The 19,326-nt window shown below is 74.4% G+C and carries 17 protein-coding genes; 8 read left to right on the top strand and 9 right to left on the bottom strand.

The window, feature by feature from the left end; translation table 11 throughout:
• Positions 1-42: 42 nt before the first annotated feature.
• From secA2 to ACQUFX_RS09000, 3 genes are all read right to left on the bottom strand, one after another.
• Complete coding sequence (gene secA2, locus ACQUFX_RS08990) at positions 43-2,334, bottom strand: accessory Sec system translocase SecA2 (protein WP_428965551.1); 2,292 nt, start codon at positions 2,332-2,334, stop codon at positions 43-45.
• Positions 2,335-2,450: 116 nt separating this feature from the next.
• Positions 2,451-3,539, bottom strand: coding sequence for a zinc-binding dehydrogenase (locus tag ACQUFX_RS08995; protein ID WP_428965552.1), 1,089 nt, complete (start codon positions 3,537-3,539; stop codon positions 2,451-2,453).
• Positions 3,532-4,542, bottom strand: a complete 1,011-nt coding sequence (locus tag ACQUFX_RS09000) for a Gfo/Idh/MocA family protein (RefSeq protein WP_428965553.1) — start codon at positions 4,540-4,542, stop codon at positions 3,532-3,534. Before ACQUFX_RS09000 ends, ACQUFX_RS08995 begins: the two co-directional genes overlap by 8 nt.
• Positions 4,543-4,769: 227 nt before the next feature.
• Between ACQUFX_RS09000 and ACQUFX_RS09005 the strand changes: the two genes are divergently transcribed.
• The 5 genes from ACQUFX_RS09005 (at position 4,770) to ctaD (ending at position 10,567) form a co-directional block, all read left to right on the top strand.
• Entirely contained in the window at positions 4,770-5,750 is a 981-nt protein-coding gene (locus ACQUFX_RS09005; RefSeq protein WP_428966908.1) for a glucosyl-3-phosphoglycerate synthase, read from the top strand.
• 37 nt (positions 5,751-5,787) lie between these two features.
• Positions 5,788-6,948 (top strand): glycosyltransferase, encoded by a 1,161-nt coding sequence (locus ACQUFX_RS09010; RefSeq protein ID WP_428965554.1) that lies wholly within the window; start codon positions 5,788-5,790, stop codon positions 6,946-6,948.
• 154 nt (positions 6,949-7,102) lie between these two features.
• The gene (locus ACQUFX_RS09015; protein ID WP_428965555.1) at positions 7,103-7,591 is read left to right on the top strand and encodes a DUF4383 domain-containing protein; all 489 of its coding nucleotides are present in this window, start codon (positions 7,103-7,105) and stop codon (positions 7,589-7,591) included.
• A gap of 148 nt (positions 7,592-7,739) precedes the next feature.
• Complete coding sequence (locus tag ACQUFX_RS09020; protein ID WP_428965556.1) at positions 7,740-8,468, top strand: ATP-binding protein; 729 nt, start codon at positions 7,740-7,742, stop codon at positions 8,466-8,468.
• A gap of 95 nt (positions 8,469-8,563) precedes the next feature.
• Positions 8,564-10,567, top strand: coding sequence for an aa3-type cytochrome oxidase subunit I (gene ctaD / locus ACQUFX_RS09025; protein WP_428965557.1), 2,004 nt, complete (start codon positions 8,564-8,566; stop codon positions 10,565-10,567).
• A gap of 99 nt (positions 10,568-10,666) precedes the next feature.
• On the opposite strand, the gene ACQUFX_RS09030 is transcribed toward ctaD, so the two are convergent.
• The 3 genes from ACQUFX_RS09030 to ACQUFX_RS09040 all read right to left on the bottom strand — a co-directional run bounded on the left by ACQUFX_RS09030 (position 10,667) and on the right by ACQUFX_RS09040 (position 14,490).
• Complete coding sequence (locus ACQUFX_RS09030) at positions 10,667-11,539, bottom strand: SigB/SigF/SigG family RNA polymerase sigma factor (RefSeq protein ID WP_428965558.1); 873 nt, start codon at positions 11,537-11,539, stop codon at positions 10,667-10,669.
• A gap of 273 nt (positions 11,540-11,812) precedes the next feature.
• Complete coding sequence (locus tag ACQUFX_RS09035; protein ID WP_428966909.1) at positions 11,813-13,204, bottom strand: hypothetical protein; 1,392 nt, start codon at positions 13,202-13,204, stop codon at positions 11,813-11,815.
• Positions 13,205-13,371: 167 nt separating this feature from the next.
• Positions 13,372-14,490 (bottom strand): baeRF2 domain-containing protein, encoded by a 1,119-nt coding sequence (locus ACQUFX_RS09040; protein ID WP_428965559.1) that lies wholly within the window; start codon positions 14,488-14,490, stop codon positions 13,372-13,374.
• Positions 14,491-14,683: 193 nt separating this feature from the next.
• Between ACQUFX_RS09040 and ACQUFX_RS09045 the strand changes: the two genes are divergently transcribed.
• Complete coding sequence (locus ACQUFX_RS09045; protein WP_428966910.1) at positions 14,684-15,232, top strand: hypothetical protein; 549 nt, start codon at positions 14,684-14,686, stop codon at positions 15,230-15,232.
• Positions 15,233-15,256: 24 nt separating this feature from the next.
• Here ACQUFX_RS09045 and ACQUFX_RS09050 read toward each other — a convergent pair whose 3' ends face one another.
• Complete coding sequence (locus ACQUFX_RS09050) at positions 15,257-15,844, bottom strand: hypothetical protein (RefSeq protein ID WP_428965560.1); 588 nt, start codon at positions 15,842-15,844, stop codon at positions 15,257-15,259.
• 133 nt (positions 15,845-15,977) lie between these two features.
• Positions 15,978-16,319, bottom strand: coding sequence for a DUF3817 domain-containing protein (locus ACQUFX_RS09055; RefSeq protein ID WP_428966911.1), 342 nt, complete (start codon positions 16,317-16,319; stop codon positions 15,978-15,980).
• 178 nt (positions 16,320-16,497) lie between these two features.
• Between ACQUFX_RS09055 and ACQUFX_RS09060 the strand changes: the two genes are divergently transcribed.
• Both ACQUFX_RS09060 and ACQUFX_RS09065 read left to right on the top strand, forming a co-directional pair.
• The gene (locus ACQUFX_RS09060) at positions 16,498-17,979 is read left to right on the top strand and encodes a glutamate--cysteine ligase (RefSeq protein ID WP_428965561.1); all 1,482 of its coding nucleotides are present in this window, start codon (positions 16,498-16,500) and stop codon (positions 17,977-17,979) included.
• A gap of 36 nt (positions 17,980-18,015) precedes the next feature.
• Positions 18,016-18,438 carry an SUKH-4 family immunity protein gene (locus tag ACQUFX_RS09065; RefSeq protein WP_428965562.1) on the top strand — a complete coding sequence of 141 codons (423 nt, stop codon included), beginning with the start codon at positions 18,016-18,018 and terminating at the stop codon, positions 18,436-18,438.
• Between the two features lie 100 nt (positions 18,439-18,538).
• On the opposite strand, the gene ACQUFX_RS09070 is transcribed toward ACQUFX_RS09065, so the two are convergent.
• Positions 18,539-19,285 carry a class I SAM-dependent DNA methyltransferase gene (locus tag ACQUFX_RS09070; RefSeq protein WP_428965563.1) on the bottom strand — a complete coding sequence of 249 codons (747 nt, stop codon included), beginning with the start codon at positions 19,283-19,285 and terminating at the stop codon, positions 18,539-18,541.
• Positions 19,286-19,326: the final 41 nt, after the last annotated feature.

The raw sequence follows: 19,326 nt of genomic DNA on the forward strand, positions 1-19,326 counted from the left end.
TGACCTGGCGGAAATACGCTAGGTCGGGCCCCTGCGAGCGGATCAGCGGGCGGCGCTGAGCCGCCGGCCGACCGAGGCGATGAGCCGGTCGAGCTCGGAGCCGAACGGGTTGTCGTGCACCAGGTACGTCCAGGTGGCGCTCGGCCGCACCAGCTTGGCGGCGTCCGGCTCCCAGTCCTCGTCGAACTCGGTCTCGGTGAAGGTCTCGATGGTCCGGCGTTCGATCTCCGGGACCAGGTTGTTGAAGGCGGGCACCGCCGCCCGGTGGAACTCGTCGAGCGGGTCCAGGCGGCCCAGCGCGCGCAGGTGCACGCCCTCGCGGACCTCGGACAGCTCGGCCAGGTGCTCCGCCCAGAGCCGGTCGAGGTGGAACAGGGCGATCGACCGGGCCACCCGGGCGAGCAGGTCCTCGTCCATCTCGCCGGCCTTCTCCGGCTGACGGTCCAGCAGCATCAGCGCGGCCACGTCGCTGGTCAGCAGCCGCTCGCGGCGCTCGGCCAGCGCCTTGCGCTGCTGCTCGATCACCACGCTGTACCGCCAGGTGTTGCGGTGGATCTCGTGGTTGACGCCCTCGGCGACCCGCTGGGCGTGCTCCACCGCGTAGTCCACCTGGCTGTCGGTGACCAGGCCGTCGGCGTTCATCCGGGGCGAGGCCGGCACGGTGTCGCCGGCGTGCCGGACGACCAGGTCGTCCTCCAGGCTGACGAAGAAGACCGACCCGCCCGGGTCGCCCTGCCGGCCGGCCCGGCCCCGGAGCTGGTCGTCGACCCGGCGGCTGTCGTGCCGGCCGCTGCCGATGACGTACAGGCCGCCGAGGTCGGCCACCCGCTCGCGGTCGGCCTGGTCGCTGCCGCCGAGGCGGATGTCCACGCCCCGGCCGGCCATCTGGGTGGAGACGGTGACCGCGCCGTACGCGCCGGCCTCGGCGATGATCGCCGCCTCCTCGTCGTCGTTCTTGGCGTTGAGCACCACGCTGGGCACCCCGGCGGCCTCCAGCGCGGCGGCCAGCCCCTCCGACTCCTTGACGTCGAGGGTGCCGACGAGCACCGGGCGACCCGCCTCGTGGCAGCGCCGGATCTCGTCGACCAGCGCCTCCTCCTTCTCGGCCCGGGTGGCGTAGATGCGGTCCGGCTCGTCCTCCCGGATGCACGGGGTGTTCGGCGGGATCACCGCCACCTCCAGGGAGAAGAACTCCCGGAGCTGGTCACCGACGAGCACCGCGGTCGCGGTCATCCCGCACTTGCGCGGATAGAGCCCGATGTACGCCTGCACCGCGACGGTGCCGAGCACCTCCCCCTCGGCGGTGGCGTCGAGCCCCTCCTTGGCCTCCACGGCCGCCTGGAGGCCGTCCGGCCAGCGGCGGCGCTGGGCGACCCGGCCGCGCATCTCGTCGATCAGCTCGACCGAGCCGTCCCGCACGATGTAGTCGACGTCGCGGTGCAGCAGGGCGTGCGCGTGCAGCGCCACGTTCACCGCGGAGAGCTGCGCGACGTGCTCCTCGGCGTACAGGTCGATGTCGCCCAGCTTGGCCTCGACGGCGGCCAGGCCGGCGCTGGTGAGCGCGGCGCTGCGGCCGTCCTCGGCGACGGTGTAGTGCGGGCCCTTACGCAGCCCGCGCACCAGCGCGGCGGCGGCGTGCACCGGGTCCTGCTCCCCGGCGACCGCGCCGGCGAGGACCATCGGCACCCGGGCCTCGTCGATGAGGATGGAGTCGGCCTCGTCGACGATGGCGGTGGACAGCGGCGGCTGGACCCGGTCGGCCAGGTCGGTGACGAGCTGGTCGCGGAGGAAGTCGAAGCCGGCCTCGCTGACCGCGACGTAGGTGACGTCCCGGGCGTACGCCTCCCGCCGCTCCTGCGGGGTGGACGCCTCGTTGACCCAGCCCACGGTGAGCCCGAGCAGGGTGTAGACCGGCTCCATCCACTCGGCGTCCCGGCGGGCCAGGTAGTCGTTGACGGTGAGCACGTGCACCGGCCCGTTGCCGAGCCGCACGTGCCCGTACGCGGCGATCGCGGCGGTGAGCGTCTTGCCCTCACCGGTGGCCATTTCGGCGACCTTGCCGGAGAGCAGCGCCATCGCGCCGAGCAGCTGCACGTCGTACGGCCGCTGGTCCAGACCCCGGCGGGCGGCCTCCCGGCCGATCGCGCAGATCTCCGGGTACCGCTCGGCCCGGCCGGCGGCCTCGGTCAACCCGGCGTCGTCGAGCGCGGCGAGGTCGTCCTCGCGCGCCTCGATCGCCGGCAGCAGCTTCTCCAGCGGGGCCAGGTCGACCGTGGTCCCCGGGCGCTGGAGGAACCGGCGGAACCTGGACTTCAACCGTTGCGACACACCCATGAGCCGCAACGGTACGCGACCCACGCCGGTTGTCACGTCCCCGACCGGACACGATTGGAAGGAAGGGCCCCTTGTTAACCGTATGCGTTAACAAGGGGCCCTTCCTTCCCCGCAGCTCAGGGGGTGAGGATGACCTGGAGTTCCTGGCGGCGGCGCTGCGCCAGATCGGTCAGCAGGGCCGGCGCCTGGGCGAACGGGACCACCGCCGACACCAGGTGCGCGCGGATCAGGTCCCCGTGGGCGCGGAGCAGGTCGACGGTCTCGGCGCTGAGCCGGTCCCGGTCCCAGGTCGGGGCCAGCCCGCGCGGCACCCGGCCGATCTGGGCGCAGCGCAGCGACAGCCCGTTGTGGTGGAACTCCTCGCCGAGCCGGACCCGCTCCGCGCCGCCCTGGTAGAAGGCCAGGTCGACCACGGTGCCCTGGGGGCGCAGCAGGCGCAGCGCGAGCTGCAGCGCCCAGTCCTGGCCCCGGCACTGGAAGACCACGTCCGCGCCCCGGTCGCCGGGGTGGTGCGCCCAGCGGCTCTTGAGCACCACGGCGGGGTCGGCCGCGTCCGGGTCGAGGGTCTGCAGGCCGAGCGCCTCGGCCACCGCGCGCCGCCCGGGGGTCGGGTCGACCACCACCACCGAGGTGGCCCCGTGGTGGCGGGCGAACAGGGCGGTGAGCAGCGCGACCACCCCGGCGCCGACCACCGCGACCCGCCGGCCGCGGACCCCGTCGCCGAGCGTGCGCACCCCGACGCCGTACAGGTCGGCGGCGGCGTGCAGCAGCCCGTTGGCGCAGATCGGGCCCAGGTGCGCCACGTAGACGCCGAGCAACGGGTCGAGGTCGGCGGGGAGCGGGACGAACCGGTCGGCGACGGCGTCGGCCAGGTAGCCGGTGCGGTGGCCGCAGGTCAGGGCGCCGACCGTGCCCACCGCCACGGCCGGGGTGGCGCTCGCCACGACCCGACCGACCTGCATGTACCCCAGCCGGGTGACCGGGTACGCGGGGTCCGCCCGGCCCGGCCGGAACAACCCCAGGTCGGCGTCCCAGGTGCCGGTCAGGTACGGGTTGGTGCCCTTGACGTAGCTCAGCTCGGTGCCGGTGGAGACCCCGCTGTACAGCGTCTCCACCCGGAAGGTCCCGGGGCGGGGCGCGACGGCGTCCTGCTCGACCAGTTCCACCCGGCCCGGCCCGGCGACCACCACCACCCGGTCACGCATCGCCGACCGGTCCCGCCCCGGCCAGCGCCGCCGGACCGGTCGGCAGGGACACGCCCCGCCCGGTCCGGGCCGACTCGGCCACGGCCAGGGCGAGCCGCTGGGTACGCAGCGCCTCGGCGTACGGCACCCGGACGTCGTCGCCGACGCCACGGACCGCGTCGACGAAGGCCCGGTCGACGGCGACCCGGGCGCCGTCCGGTTCGGCGGGCAGGTACCGCTCGCCGGTGGCGTCCCGGACCAGCAGGCCGTCCTCGGCCAGCGACAGCGCCAGCCCGTCGGCGAGGATCTCCAGCCCGGCACGGTGCTTCCAGGTCAGCACGCACGCGGCGGCGAGGGTGCCGACCGCCCCGCTGGTGAAGCGCAGGGTGGCGGCGGTGACCGCGTCGATGTCGGCCCCGTCGACCGCCGCGGGCGGCGCGCCGTCGCCGTACGCGGTCACCTCGGCCACCTCCCCGGCCAGCACCCGGACCAGGTCGAGCACGTGGGCGGCCTGTTCGACCACGGGGCCACCGGAGCGGTCCCGCCGGGGCCACCAGGGCACCGGCGGGACCCGGTCCAGCCAGGCGCCGTTGACCATGCGGACCGGACGGCCGGCGAGCAGGTCCCGGGCCCGTTGCACGACGTGCAGGTACCGCCAGTGGTGCCCGACGGCGGTGAGCAGGCCCCGCCGCCGGACCAGGTCGGCGATCCGCTCGGCGGTGTCCAGGTCCACCGCGACGGGCTTCTCCACGAACATCGGCACCCCGGCGTCGACCACCGCCTCCACCACCGGCCCGTGCGCGAACGGCGGCACGCAGACGTACACCGCGTCCGGGCCGGCGGCGAGCAGGTCCGCCACGTCGGCGAAGGTCCGACCGCCGTACGCGGCGGCGAGGTCGGCCGCCGCCGACGCGGTCACGTCGGTCACCCCGAGCAGCTCGACGTCGTCGAACCCGGTCAGCACGCGGGCGTGCCGGGCGGCCACCCCGCCGGCCCCCACCAGTCCCACCCGGCACGTCCGCATCGATTCCGCCCCCTCGTCCCGGCCCGGCCCCTGCGGCACAGCACTGCCCGGCAGGCGCGCAACCAAACGTTCACCACCCGGGAATGCGGGGGTGCCCCCGCCGTGATCAAGTTGGCGTCGGGTATCCGGTTAACGAGGGGGGCGGGCTGGGAACACTGGCTCCGCTCGTTCCGAGCAAATCTGGGGGTGTGCCAGTGCGGGACACAGTGTCGAACGTCTCCCCGGTGGTGGAGGCGTGGGCCACCTATCGGACCACGGCGGCGACGCGGTGGACGCCGCGCCGGCTGCTGCGGGCCAAGGGGGAGAGCCGGGTCAGCGTGGTGCTGCCGGCCCGCAACGAGGAGGCCACCGTCGGCGCGATCGTGTCGACGATCCGGGAACACCTGGTCGACCGGGTGCCGCTGGTCGACGAGCTGATCGTGGTGGACTCCCGCTCCACCGACCGGACCGCCCGGGTGGCCCGCGCCGCCGGGGCCGAGGTGGTCAGCCAGGACGAGATGACCCGGGGACTGCCCCGGCTGACCGGCAAGGGCGACGCGCTGTGGGCGGGGCTGGCCGCCGCCGAGGGTGACGTCGTCGCGTTCGTCGACGCCGACCTGCGGGAGTTCCGGCCGCACTTCGTGACGGGGCTGCTCGGCCCGCTGCTGACCGACCCGTCGGTGGACTTCGTCAAGGGCTTCTACCACCGGCCGCTGGTGGGCACGACCGGGGTCGAGCCCGACGGGGGCGGGCGGGTGACGGAGCTGATGGCCCGCCCCCTGCTCAACCTCTTCTGGCCGGAGCTGGCCGGTTTCGTGCAGCCCCTCGCCGGGGAGTACGCCGGCCGCCGGGAGGTGCTGGCGAAGGTGCCGTTCGTCTCCGGGTACGGGGTGGAGACGGCGATGCTGATCGACCTGCTGGAGCTGGTCGGCCTGGACGCGCTGGCCCAGGTGGACCTCGGCGAACGCAAGCACCGCCACCAGGACACCGCCGCGCTGGGCCGGATGTCCGCGCAGATCATGCTCACCGCCTGGTCCCGGTTGCAGCGGCGCGGCTGGGCCCTGCCCGGGACCGTGCCGACGCCGCTGCTGACCCAGTTCCGCCGGGGCGGCTCGGACGCGCTGCCCAACCTGGACCGCGAGATCGTGGTCAGCGACGTCGCCGTCGAGGAGCGCCCGCCCCTGGCGGAGCTGCGGCACCGGCTGCCCCGGCGGCGGGTGGCGGCATGACGGGCAGCGACCCGGTCGACCGGGAAGGCCCGGCGCCGTGGGCCTGACCGTCCTGATGAACGCCGGCCCGTGGCTGCCCGTGCCGCCCCCCGGCTACGGCGGCATCGAGAACGTGGTCGCCACGCTGGTGCCGGAGCTGCGCCGGCTCGGCGTACGGGTGGTGCTCGCCTCGGTGGAGACCAGCACCCTGCCGGTGGACGAGCGGATCTCGGTCTTCGGCGACGGGCAGTTCCCGGCCCTGCAACGGCCGTACAACCAGGTGTGCGGGATCGCCCAGGCGCACCTGGCCGGGGTGGTCCGGGCGCTGCACCACCGCGACGACATCGACCTGGTGCACGACCACGTGGAGGCGGTCGGGCTGGCCACCCTCGCCGCGATGGGCCCGGACGCGCCGCCCGCGCTGCACACCCTGCACTGGGACCTGGCCAAGCACCCCGCCCTCTACGGCCACCTCGACGGCGGCCACCGGGTCCGGGTCAACGGGGTGTCCGCCGCGCAACTGGACCGGGCGCCCCGGGCGCTGCGGGAGCACGCCGTCGGGCACGTGCACCTGGCCACGCCGCTGGCCGTCGACGCCGACCGCCGGCCGCCGGCGCCCAAGGGCGACTACGCGGTCGTGCTGGGCCGGATCAACCCGGGCAAGGGGCAGGACGTGGGGGCCCGGCTGGCCCGCCGGCTGGGCGTGCCGCTGGTGCTGGCCGGCCCGGTCGGGCCGTACCACCGGCCGGCGGACCTGGCCGCCGCCGGGGCCGAGGCGCTGCAGAACCCGGACGTCCGGTTCTTCCACGAGAAGGTCGCCCCGCACCTCGACGGGCCCCTGGTCCGCTGGGTCGGCACGGTCGCCGGGCAGGAGCGCGACGACCTGCTGGCCGGGGCGCGGGCCGCGCTGTTCCCGTTGCGCTGGGAGGAGCCCGGCGGCACCGCCGTGGTGGAGTCGCTGGCCCTGGGTACGCCGGTGGTGGCGACCGGGCGGGGCTGCCTGCCGGAGCTGGTCGAGCACGGCCGGACCGGGCTGCTGGCCGCCGATGAGGAGGAACTGGGTGACCTGCTGCTGGCCGCCAGCGTGCTGGACCCCCGGGAGTGCCGCCGGGAGGCGGCCGTGCGGTTCACCCCGGCGGTGATGGCCCGGCGGTACGTCGAGCTGTACGAGCGGGTCCGTACCCCCGCCGCCCCGGTCGGCGACCTCCAGCCGGCCTGACCGTCGTACCCGACGGGTCCACCCTCCGGTCCGAGGCCGCCGGCGCACGCGCCTCGGTGCTGCGGGCGGTCCGGGGCGGTCGGTGAGGTTACTCGGCGCGGAGGCGGGGAACGCGGCGCCCGACGAGCCAGCCGGCGGCGAGGAGGGCGGGGCGATGACGGGGTCGACGGCGCACGCGCGGGCCCGCCGCAACCCGGCCGACGGCCAGCCCCCGGTACGGCGGGCGGCCCGGGTGGTCGCGGTGGTCTTCCTGCTCGTCGGGGTGCTCGGTTTCGTGCCCGGCGTGACCAGCGACTTCGGTGACCTGCGCTTCGCCGGCCACGGCTCCGGCGCCCGGCTGCTCGGTGTCTTCCAGGTCTCCGTGCTGCACAACGTCGTGCACCTGCTGTTCGGGCTGGCCGGACTGGCGCTGGCCCGGACCGTCGCCGGCGCCCGGGGGTACCTGGTCGGCGGCGGCGCGATCTACCTGGTGCTCTGGGTGTACGGCCTGGCGGTCGACCACGCCAGCACGGCGAACGTCCTGCCGGTCAACGACGCCGACAACTGGCTGCACCTGGGGCTGGGCGTGGGCATGGTCCTGCTCGGGCTGCTCGCCTCCCGCGCCACGCCCCGGCACCTGGCCCGCACCCGTCGCCAACGGTGACGCCGGGTGACCGTGTCCGGTCCCACCGCGGCGGTGTGTCGCCCTCCCGACGTCCGGTTTCACCCCACCGGACGTCGGGTAGTTCGCAGGCCACCGACGAGGGCGGTCGGGTAGTTCGCAGGCCACCGAGGGCGATAGCGAGGGCACGATGTCGAGCCGGATCACCTGCACGGTCCACGACGAGTCACCGGTGACCGTGGTCCGGCTCCGCGGCGACCTCGACGTGGGCACCATGCGGTCGGTGCACACCGTGCTGGCGCGCTGCCTCACCGCGCAGCCGGACGCCCTCGTCGTCGACCTGGCCCAGGTCCGGGTCGCCGACCGGCTGGCGCTGTCGGTCTTCGCGGCGATCTGCCGGCAGGCCGCCGACTGGCCGGCCGTGCCGATGGTGCTCTGCTCCCCGCCCCCGGTGGCGGCGACCTGGCTGGCCGAGTCGACCACCTGCCGGGTGGTGCCGGTCCGTCCGGACTTCGCGGCGGCGACCCGGATGGCCGGCGCCGAGGCGTCGCCGCGGCTGCGGGCCCGGCTGGAGCCGGTCACCGGCGCCTGCCGGCGGGCCCGGGAGCTGGTCGGCGAGGCCTGCGGCCGGTGGAACCTGCCGGAGCTGGTCGGCCCGGCCTCGGTGGTGCTCAGCGAGCTGGTGGGCAACGTGGTGCGGCACGCCGGCACGTCGATGCAGGTCACGCTGACCCTGCGACGGCCGTACCTGCACGTCGCGGTCTCCGACGGCAGCCGGCTGGCGGCCCGGCCCGGCAGGCCCGACCTGCGGGCCGAGGGCGGCCGGGGGTTGCTGCTGGTCCGCGAGCTGGCCCAGCGGTGGGGCAGTTCGCCGGTACCGGACGGCAAGGTGGTCTGGGCGATACTGCCCGCTGGCTGACGATATACGCCAATTTTCGCCTCTCGCCTGGTTTCATGGGCAGAGGGACGGGTAGGCACGCCCGTCCGTTCTGTCTCTACGACGGGGTGAGAGCCATGCCCAAGCGGGTAACCACGGAACCCGGACAGGACCGGGGCCCAGCGATCCTGGCGCCGGCCCGGTTCGGTGGCTTCCCCGGCCCGGTCCGCCAAGCGCTACCGGGCAATTACCTGGCCAAACTGCTCAGGACCACCGACGCGAAGCAGATCGGCCTGCTCTACCTGGCCACCTCCTTCGTCTTCTTCCTCATCGGCGGCGTGCTGGCGCTGCTGGTCCGGGCCGAGCTGGGCCGCTCCGGCATGCAGTTCCTCTCCCCCGAGCAGTACAACCAGGCGTTCACCATGCACGGCACGATCATGCTGCTGCTCTTCGCCACCCCGCTGGTGTTCGCCTTCGGCAACTACATCGTCCCGTTGCAGATCGGCGCGCCCGACGTGGCGTTCCCCCGGCTGAACGCGTTCGCGTACTGGTTGTACCTGTTCGGCGGGACCATCGTCACCGCCAGCTTCTTCACCCCCGGCGGGGCGGCCGACTTCGGCTGGTTCGCGTACACACCGCTGAGCCTGGCCCAGCACAGCCCCGGCGTCGGCGGCAACATGTGGGTCGTCGGCCTGGTCATCTCCGGCTTGGGCACCATCCTCGGCGCGGTCAACCTGATCACCACGACGCTCACCCTGCGCGCGCCGGGCATGACCATGTTCCGGATGCCGATCTTCACCTGGAACCTGCTGCTGACCAGCGTCCTGGTGATCCTGGTCTTCCCGCTGCTGGCCGCCGCGCTGATGGCGCTGCTCGCCGACCGGATCCTGCACGCCCAGGTGTACGACGCGGCGACCGGCGGGCCGTTGCTCTGGCAGCACCTGTTCTGGTTCTTCGGCCACCCCGAGGTGTACATCGTCGCGCTGCCGTTCTTCGGCATCATCACCGAGATCATCCCGGTCTTCGCGCGCAAGCCGATCTTCGGGTACACCGGCCTGGTGCTCGCCACCATCGCGATCACCGTCCTGTCGATGAGCGTGTGGGCGCACCACATGTTCGGCACCGGCCAGGTGCTGCTGCCGTTCTTCAGCTTCCTCAGCTACCTGATCGCGGTGCCCACCGGGGTGAAGTTCTTCAACTGGATCGGCACCCTGTGGAAGGGGCAGATCACCTTCGAGACCCCGATGCTGTTCGCCATCGGCTTCCTGGTCACCTTCCTGCTCGGCGGCCTGACCGGGGTGCTGCTGGCCAGCCCGCCGGTGGACTTCCAGGTGACCGACTCGTACTTCGTGGTGGCCCACTTCCACTACGTGCTCTTCGGCACCATCGTCTTCGCCGCGTTCGGCGGGGTGTACTTCTGGTTCCCGAAGATGACCGGGCGGCTGCTCGACGAGCGGCTGGGCAAGGCGCACTTCTGGACCATGTTCGTCGGCTTCCACGCCACCTTCCTGGTGCAGCACTGGCTGGGGGCGGAGGGGATGCCCCGCCGGTTTGCCGACTACCTGGAGAGCGACGGCTGGACGACGCTCAACATGATCTCCACGGTCGGGTCCTTCGTGCTCGGCCTCTCCACCCTGTTCTTCATGTACAACGTGTGGCGGTCCTGGCGGTACGGGGCGATGGTGTCGGTGGACGACCCGTGGGGCTTCGGCAACTCGCTGGAGTGGGCCACCACCTGCCCGCCGCCGCTGCGCAACTTCGACCGGATGCCCCGGATCCGCTCCGAGCGGCCCGCCTTCGACGCCAAGTACGGCCCGCTCGTCGCCGACCTGGGCCGGGACCTGCCGCAACGCACCACCCGCCCGCCCCAGGAGTTCCACGAGGAGTTCCACCGGGAACCGCACGTGCCGGAGTCCCCGGCCGCCGAGGGGGCGCACGGCGCCCGGGAGGCGGTGGCGTACCAACCGGCGCCCCAGTCCGGCGCCCGGCCGGTGGAGGTACCGGAACCGGAGGAGGTCCGCCGGCCCAGCTTCGAGCAGACCGACGAGCCGGAGGTGGGGTCGCTGGGCGCGGAGCGCGAGCCGCAGCCCGACGAGCGCTGGCGTCACCCGCACAGCCGTGGCGACACCCCCGAGCACTGAGCGCCCCCGCCGTAAGGAGGGGCCCCCTGTTAACACCCCGGTGGTGAGAGGGGGACCCCTCTCTACCGGATGCGTTAACAGGGGGCCCTTCCTTACACCTCAGCGGTCGCGGACCGGGGTGGGGGTGCGGCCGGTCGGCTCGGTCTCGGCGGCGCCGTTCTGCCAGGGTGGCGGGGTGTCGGCGAGCATCGCCTGGCGCAGCCAGGTCAACGCGCGCGACAGCAGCCGGGACACGTGCATCTGGGAGATGCCGAACCGGGCGGCGATCTCGGCCTGGGTCTGGTTGCCGTAGAAGCGCATGGCCAGGATCCGCCGCTCCCGCCAGGGCAGCCGGTGCAGCAGCCCCGAGACGGTGACCCGGTCGTCGACCGACTCGAGGGCGTTGTCCGACTCGCCGACCAGGTCGCCGAACTCGGCCGAACTCTCCCCGCCGACCGGGGCGTTGAGCGAGGCCGGACTGTACCCGGCGGCGGACTCCAGGGCGGCCAGGATCTCCTCCTCCGGGGTGTCCAGCCGTTCGGCCAGTTCGGCCACGCTGGGGGCCCGGGACAGCTCGCTGGTGAGCGCGGCGGTGGCCTGCCCGACCTCCAGGATCAGGTCCCGCAGCCGGCGGGGCACGTGCACCCCCCAGGTGCGGTCCCGGAAGTGCCGCTTGATCTCGCCGACGATGGTGATGGCCGCGTACGCGGTGAACGACCCCCGCTCCGGGTCGTACCGGTCGACGGCGTTGACCAGCCCCAGCCGGGCCACCTGCTCCAGGTCCTCCAGCGGCTCGCCCCGCCCCCGGTACCGGCGGGCGAGCCGACCGGCGAAGGGCAGCGCGAAGCGGACCAGGTCGTCGCGGGCCTCCTGCCGCCGGTGCGGGGGCAGCCCCTCGATCCGGGCCGCGTACGCCAGCGCCGCGGCGTCCAGGTCCTCCAGGCCACGCTCGTTCGTCGGCGGTGGTGTGGTCGTGCTGGTCTGTCCGAACATCCGCGCCTCCCTCAGGAAGGTCCCCGCCCGGATCGGAACCGGTTGTGCGCGTGGTCGGGCCACGCACCGGGCCGGAAGTGGGTCACGTGGCTGATTCCGCAGCCGGAGCACCAGCGGCGTCTGCTGACGCCGGGCGGCGACGACGCACGGCAGCCAGTGCTGACGGGCCGTCGCGGCCTGCGGTGTTCCCGCTCCGTAGGTACTCAATCACGAGACCCGGGATCGCGAGGATGTTTCGGCGGGGTTGGTCCCGGGCTGTTCGGCCGGGCCGGGTCAGCAGAGCGCGAGCCCCTGGCGGGGGCCGTCCTCGCGCAACGCGGCCAGCGCCGCGCCGACCGGCAGGGGCGGCGGGACCGGCAGGTCGTAGGGCTGGGCGCGGAGCACCTCGGTGGCCCGGCGGGTGGGTACCGCGGTGACCGGGTAGCCCCGGGTCGCGGTGCGGTCCAGCGCCCGGCGGCGCCGGCCGAAGGCGGCGACGGCGAGCCACTGCGGCAGGCCGGCCAGCGCCGGTGAGCGGACGCCGGGCGGCTCGGGCAGGACGTCCACCGAGGTGAACGGGGCACTGCCGGCCAGCCACCACTCGGCGCCGGCCACCGCCCGCCGGGTGGCGTTCTCGCACCAGTACGGCACCAGTCCGGCCCGGAGCACCTGCCACGGGTCGAGCAGCCGCCCGCACTCCACCACCAGCCGGTCGCCGGTCTTGCCCGCCGTGCGCAGCCACCACCGGTACAGGTCGGCGACGGTGGCGCTGAGCGCCTCCGGCTGCGGGACCAGCACCTTGTGCAGCGGGTGTCCGCGCCGTCCCGCCCATTCGCGGACGCTGTGGACGAAACCGGGCTCCACGCCGTGCTCGGCGTCGCCCCGGGCGCAGGAGACCTCGGGCGGCTCCCAGCGGGCGTCGTCTCCCCCGGCGGCGCGCAGCACCTGGCGCAGCGCGTGGCTGTCCGGGTGGAAGTCGACCGGGTCCAGGCCGCTGGCCGGGCAGCCGACCTGGAAGCTGTGCCCGGGGCCGACGTCGAGCACCGGCCAGGTCCGGCCGTCGCGCAGCACCAGCACCGGGGCCTGCGGCGCCAGCCGGTCGGCCAGGAACCGCCGGTACGCGCCGGGCAGGTGCCGCCACCGCACCGACAGCGCCACGGTCGCCCCGGCGAGGGTGCCCCGGCTGGCCGGGCAGTGCACCTGACGGAGGTGCACGTCGGCGTTGCCAGCGAGCAACCGGGCGGCCAGCGACGTGCCGTGGTCGAGGGCGGCCCCGGGTCGGTCCACGGTCCCCTCCGGCCACCGCACGGTCACCTCGAAGCCGGTGGGCAGCCAGGGCATGCCGAGCGCCACCGCCAGGTGGACGGCCGCGCCGTGCGGGGAGCCGAGCAGCACCCCCGGGTAGCGGCGGCGCGGGTACTGCTCGGCGAGCCACCGGGCGACCCGGTCGGCGTCGACCTCGGCGACCTGGGCCGGGCTGAGCGCCGCCCGGCCGGCGGCGCGGGCCACCGCCGTACGGCGGACCGCCTCCGGCGCGGCGGCGATCCGGGCGAGCGTCGCCGGCTGGCCGAGGTCCGCGCAGTCGGTGCCGCGCAGCGCGCGGGCCGTCGCGGCGACCAGCACCCGGGCCGTACTGCCCGGGGCCGCCACCCGGTCACCGGTCAGGCCGGTACCCCCGGCGACCAGCCCCGCCGGTCCCTCGCGTACCGGCTCCACCTTGCCTCGTTCGCTCACCACGGGCCCGGGCTTCCCACCGCGATGGGGTTCAAACAGGGCATAGGCCACCGGTAGGGATAATCCGTTGATCACGGACATGACCGTGCCACCGCGCCCGCCACCCCCGCGTGCGGGGATCAGCCGGCGGTGCGGCCGGGCGTGGCCTGGTCGACGTAGCGCAGCACCGCGCCGACCCCGTCGGCCAGCTCCGGCGCCTCGCCGGGCGCCAGCACGGTCAGCTCGGCGTCGGTGCCGGCCAGCGCGCGCAGCAGCGCGGCGTCGGCCCGGACCTGCTGCGGATCGCCGCCCCCGGTGAGCCGCTCCGGGTCGGTGGCGATGTCGGTCGGCGCGGACCCGATCCAGAGCTGCCCGGTGGCGGACGGGTCGTCGACGATCAGCATCGTGTCGACCTGGTTGCGTTGCAGCGCGTCGACCACCGCGTTTAGCCCCGCGCCGACGTCCTCCTGCATGCCGAACCGGTCCAGGGTGGCGTCCACCCGGGCCTGCGCGGCCTCGGCGATGACCTGCACGGTCACGTCGTCCATCGCGGCCGGGTCGGCGCCGCCGGTGCGGGCGCCCGCGTCGGTGCGGACCAGCACGTTCTGCCAGCGCCGGGGCAGTTGGGCGGCGATCACGCCGGTGGCCCGGATGTCGCCGGCGAGCACCACCACCTCCGCGTCGACCTTCTCGGCCAGTTCGGCGGTGGCCGCCGCGGTGTCCCCGGCGTTGTGGTGCCAGGCCTCGTCGGCGGCGCGCTGGTAGCGCGACTGCGACCAGCCGCCCGGGTTGGCCCGGCGCAGCGGGTAGCTCTGCCGGCCCCGGACGGTCGCCCGGCGGGGCAGTTCCCCGGCCCCCACCGCGATCGCGTCCGCGCCGGTGCGGTCGGCCAGCACCCGTACCCAGGCGACCTGTTCGCCACGCTGGGCGACCAGCGGCATGGTGTGCGGCAGCGGCGCGACGCTGGCCAGGTCCCGCAGTGGTGGCGCGGAGAGGTACTCGGAGAGCACCACCCGGCCCCCGGTGGCGAAGACGGCGATGCCGTAGTCGCCGGCCATCGGGGTGTGGCCACGGACCACCCGCTCGATCGCGTCGACGGTGGCGGCGTCGGCCCCCTGCCCGAGCAGGTCGCCCTTGAGGGCCCGCCAGCGCAGGTCCAGCGCGGGACGCGAGTCCTGGGTGTCCCGGGAGGCGTCCAGGTAGACCGAGCACCACGGCCCGGCACGGTCGTACAGCGGGCGCAGGAAGGACAGCTGCATGCTCGACCCCTTTCCAGCTCGGCCCTGCGCTTACCCGCGCCGGTGGCGGAGTCACCTGACCGCCACGCGAACATGACTCGCGTTCACTCATGTCCTTCCGGCCCGCGAACCGATACGATCGGTACCGGAAACCGGACTCTCGGTGGCGAACGACTCACGGTGGCGCACAGCTCTCGGTGGCGCACGGCTCTCGGTGGTGACCATGGACAGCGACCTCGAGTACAAGCGGATCGCCCGCCCCACGCAGCGCATCTTCACCGGTCGGGTGGTCCGGCTGATGGACGGCTACACCCGCGAGCTGAAGGTCGGCCAGCCGGTGCTGGTCGCCGTGGTGACCGCCGCCGGCGTGATGGGCCTGCTGCTGCTGGCGATCCGCTCGCTGCTGTCCAGCGCCACGGGCGGCGGCGGCCGGCGGAGCTGGAAGGAGCTGCGCAAGGGCCCCGAGTTCCTGGTCACACCGCTGCGACTGCGCGACCGCGACAACCGGCTCTTCGAGGTGGAGCTGCACGGGCACCTGGCCCAGAGCGCCCTGCACCCGGCGGACTGGGTGCAGATCACGCTCAAGCCGCAGGACCCGGATCTGCCGCCCCGGGTGGAGCAGATCGTCAACCTCACCACCGGCCAGTTGCTCCGGCCGCGTCACGCCACCCTCTGGAGCCACCTCGGCCCGCCGCTGCTGCTGCAGGCCGTCCTCGGGGCGCTGATCGTCCTCGTGGTCGTGGCGCTGCTCCTGCTGGCCTGAGCGCCCCGCGCCGGCGCCCGGTGGTCAGGGCGCCTCCGGCTCGGCCCGGAACACGACGGTCACGCTGAACGTCGTCCCGTCGACCTGGTACGCGTAGCAGCCGGGACCGCCGACCATGGTGGTGCCGGGCAGGTCGCTGTCCGGCTGGGTCAGCACCGCGTAATGCCCGCCGTCGCGGGGATCGCCGAGGTACGAGAACTCCGCGGCGGCGCTGCCGGGCCCGTCGATGCGGGCCGCCCGGACCAGCACCGGCCCGGTGTACCCGCTGGCGACCCACCGGACCTTCGTCCGGTACGTACCGTCCGCCTGCCGGTCGTGGTCGCGCAGCCGCAGCACGGTGCCGTCGCCGAAGTAGTCGGCGACCGGGTGCACCGGCCCGGGGCCGAGCACCCGGCTCGCCTGGTCGGCGCGGGGCCAGGGCTGCGGCGCGCTGGTCGGGCAGGCCCCACCGGGGCCCACCTCGGGCAGCCGCAGCGGGGGCACGGCCAGCGCCGTCGGGGTGCCGGCCGTCGCCGGCGGGCCGGGTGGCGGGGTGGTCGCCGGCGGGGCGTCGCAGGCCGCCAGGGCCGGCAGCAGCACGGCGACGGTCACCATCGGCAGGACTCGGCGCATCACGGCAGTATCGACCATCACCGACGCGCCGCGCGACCCCGGACCGCCCCGGGGAGCGCCGCCCGGTCCGCAGCGGCGCCACCCGGCTCACGGCGTCAGCGGCCTTCCCGTCCCCGACGGGAGGGACGCGGGGTCAGCCGACCGGGGTGGGCGTGCGCTGCGGGGTGTCGGCGGCGCTGCCGAGCATCCCCCGGCGGGCCGCCCAGCGCTCGAAGACGATGGTGGCGAAGGGCGGCACCGCGCAGGCCAGCGCGACCGCGGTGGCGAGCAGGCTCCACCGGTGCAGCCGGGCCACGGCCAGGACGAGGACTCCGTAGACGACGAAGAGCGCGCCGTGGATCGGCCCGAAGATCTGCACCCCGATCTCGTTGCCGGGCGGACCGTACTTGACCGCCATGCCCACCAGCAGGGCCAGCCAGGATCCCGCCTCGGCGATCGCCGCCACCACGAAGAGCCTGGTCACCACGTCGCGCATCGTCACGCTCCCACCTCCGCGCCGGCAATGGTAGACACCCCGACCGGGACCCGACACGGCGACCGGCGATTCCGGGAGCGACATCACCCGCACCGTGGGTAAGGAGAACGGTACGTCGGGTCCGGCATTGGGCCGTGACGGCACAACCGACCACACGGATGGTGACAGGATGGTGACCATGAGCGAGCATGTCGGGGTGCTGACCACCTTCAGCCGGGAGGATCGGGCCCGCTACCGCGACAAGGTGCGGCGCTGCCTCGACGTCTTCGCCGAGATGCTCCGGGAGTCCCGGTTCGACACCGACCGCCCGATGACCGGGCTGGAGCTGGAGCTGAACCTCGTCGACGCCGGCCGGCTGCCGACGATGCGCAACGCCGAGGTGCTGGCCGCCATCGCCGACCCGAGCTTCCAGACCGAGCTGGGCCAGTTCAACCTGGAGATCAACGTCGCCCCGCGCCGGCTCGCCGGGACCGGCCTGACCGCGTTCGAGGAGAGCGTCCGGGCCAGCCTCAACGCCGCCGACCGGGCCGCGCGCGGGGTCGGCGCGCAGTTGGTGATGATCGGCATCCTGCCCACCCTGCGCCCCGAGCACCTGACCGCCGGCACGCTCTCGGCCAGCCCCCGGTACCAACAGCTCAACGAGCAGATCTTCGCGGCGCGGGGTGAGGACCTGCGGATCTCGATCAACGGGGTGGAACGGCTCGCGGTCACCGCCGACGCCATCACCCCCGAGGCGGCCTGCACCAGCACCCAGTTCCACCTCCAGGTCAGCCCGGCCCAGTTCGCCGACTACTGGAACGCCGCGCAGGTGATCGCCGGGTGTCAGGTGGCGCTCGGGGCGAACTCCCCGCTGTTCTTCGGCCGGGAGCTGTGGCGGGAGACCCGGATCCCGCTGTTCCAGCAGGCCACCGACACCCGGGCCGAGGAGATCAAGGCCCAGGGGGTACGCCCCCGGGTGTGGTTCGGGGAACGCTGGATCACCAGCGTGTTCGACCTGTTCGAGGAGAACGTCCGGTACTTTCCCGCGCTGCTGCCGGTCTGTGACCCGGAGGACCCGGCGACCGCCCTGGCCAGCGGGGACGTGCCGAAGCTGGCGGAGCTGCGGCTGCACAACGGCACCGTCTACCGGTGGAACCGCCCGGTCTACGACGTGCTGCGGGGTCGACCGCACCTGCGGGTGGAGAACCGCGTCCTGCCGGCCGGGCCCACCGTGCTCGACACCATCGCCAACGGGGCGTTCTACTTCGGTCTGGTCCGCGCCCTGGCCGAGGCCGACCGTCCACTGTGGTCGCAGATGTCGTTCAGCGCCGCCGAGGAGAACTTCGTCACCGGCGCCCGGCACGGCATCGACGCGCATGTCTTCTGGCCCGGCCTGGGCTACCTGCCGGTGACCGAGCTGGTGCTGCGCCGGCTGCTGCCGCTGGCCCACCACGGTCTGGACCGGTGGGGCGTCGACCCGGCCGAACGGGACCGGCTGCTCGGCATCATCGAGCAGCGCTGCCTCACCGGGCGCAACGGGGCGAGCTGGCAGGTGGCGACCCTGCACCGGCTGGAGTCGGCCGACCACCTGGACCGCCCGGCGGCGCTGCGGGAGGTGGTCCGCCACTACGTGGAGCTGATGCACAGCAACCGGCCGGTCCACGAGTGGCCGATCCCGTGACCGGCCGCAGTGGAGGGTCGGGCTAGAGTCCTCCGCGTGGCGACCGACACCGCGGCGATCGACTCCGCGCTGACTCTGCTCCGGGCGACCGGCGACACCCTCCCCTACCCGGGCACCTGGCTCCCGGCGCCCCGGCCCGAGCCGGCCGGGCTGGTGCTGGCCGAGGACGAGGGGCTGTCCCGGCTCGTCGTCGCGACCGACACCGGCGCGGTGTCCCTGGTCGACGACGAGGGCGCCGACCTGGTCAACTCGACCCTGGCCGCCTTCGTCGCCTGCGCCGAGGCGTTCCGGGCCGCGCAGGTCGCCGCCGAGGCGATCGACGACGAGGCCGACGAGGAGTTGGCGGCCCTCGGCGAGCAGGTGACCGAGCGGTTCCGGGAGATCGACCCGCCGGCGGTCGCCCACGAGAACACCTTCTGGTCGGTGGCCGCCGAGGAACTCGGCTACGGGCTGCTCTGAGCCGCCCGGGTGGTCGGGCACGGCGCGCCGGCGGGGCCCTCCGGGCCTCCCGTCGGTGGGCCGGCCGGCCCACCGACGGGGTGTCGGCCGGCCCGGAAGGCTACCCCGGGAGGCGGTAGACCGACACGTGGGAGCGGGACTCGGCGGTGAACTCGGCGCCGACCCAGTCCGCGTGCCGGCTCTCCAGCTCGAACCCGGCGAGCTGACCCATCAGGTCCAGCTCGGCAGGCCAGACGTAGCGGTGCGGGCTGCGGAACAACGAGGCCTGCCGGCTGCCGTCGAACCGGAAGTGGTGCGACACGACGTGCTGGCGCAGCAGGTCGTAGGTGTCCAGACCGATGTAGCCGGGCTGGGTCAGCCAGACCGTGGCCTCCCGGCCGGGCGGGAGGGCCCGCAGCTCGGGCACCCAGAGCTCGATCACGAACCGGCCGCCGGGGGCGAGGTGCCGGGCCGCGTTGCGGAAGCAGGCGACCTGCTCGGCCTGGGTGAGCAGGTTCGAGATGGTGTTGAAGACCAGGTAGACCAGGGCGTACTCGCCGGAGGCGGTGGCGGTGGCCATGTCCCCGACGACGACCGGGATCGTCGCCTCGTCCACCTTCGTGCGCAGTCGCTCGATCATCGGCTCGGACAGTTCGATGCCGGTGACCGGCACGCCCCTGCCGGCCAGCGGCACGGCCACCCGCCCGGTGCCGACGGCGAACTCCAGCGCCGGCCCGCCGGCCGCCAGCTCGGCGAGCCGCTCGACGGTCGGGTCGAGGACCTCCGGCGCGAACATGCCGGTCCCCGGTGTGTCGTACTGCGCGGCGGTCTCGGCGTCCCAGGTCTCGTCCTGTCGGATATCGCTCACGATCACCATGCTCCTCCCGGTGTCCACCGGTTTCGGACGGT

Source organism: Micromonospora fluostatini, from assembly GCF_050410825.1.
GTDB classification, from domain to species: Bacteria; Actinomycetota; Actinomycetes; order Mycobacteriales; family Micromonosporaceae; genus Micromonospora; species Micromonospora rosaria.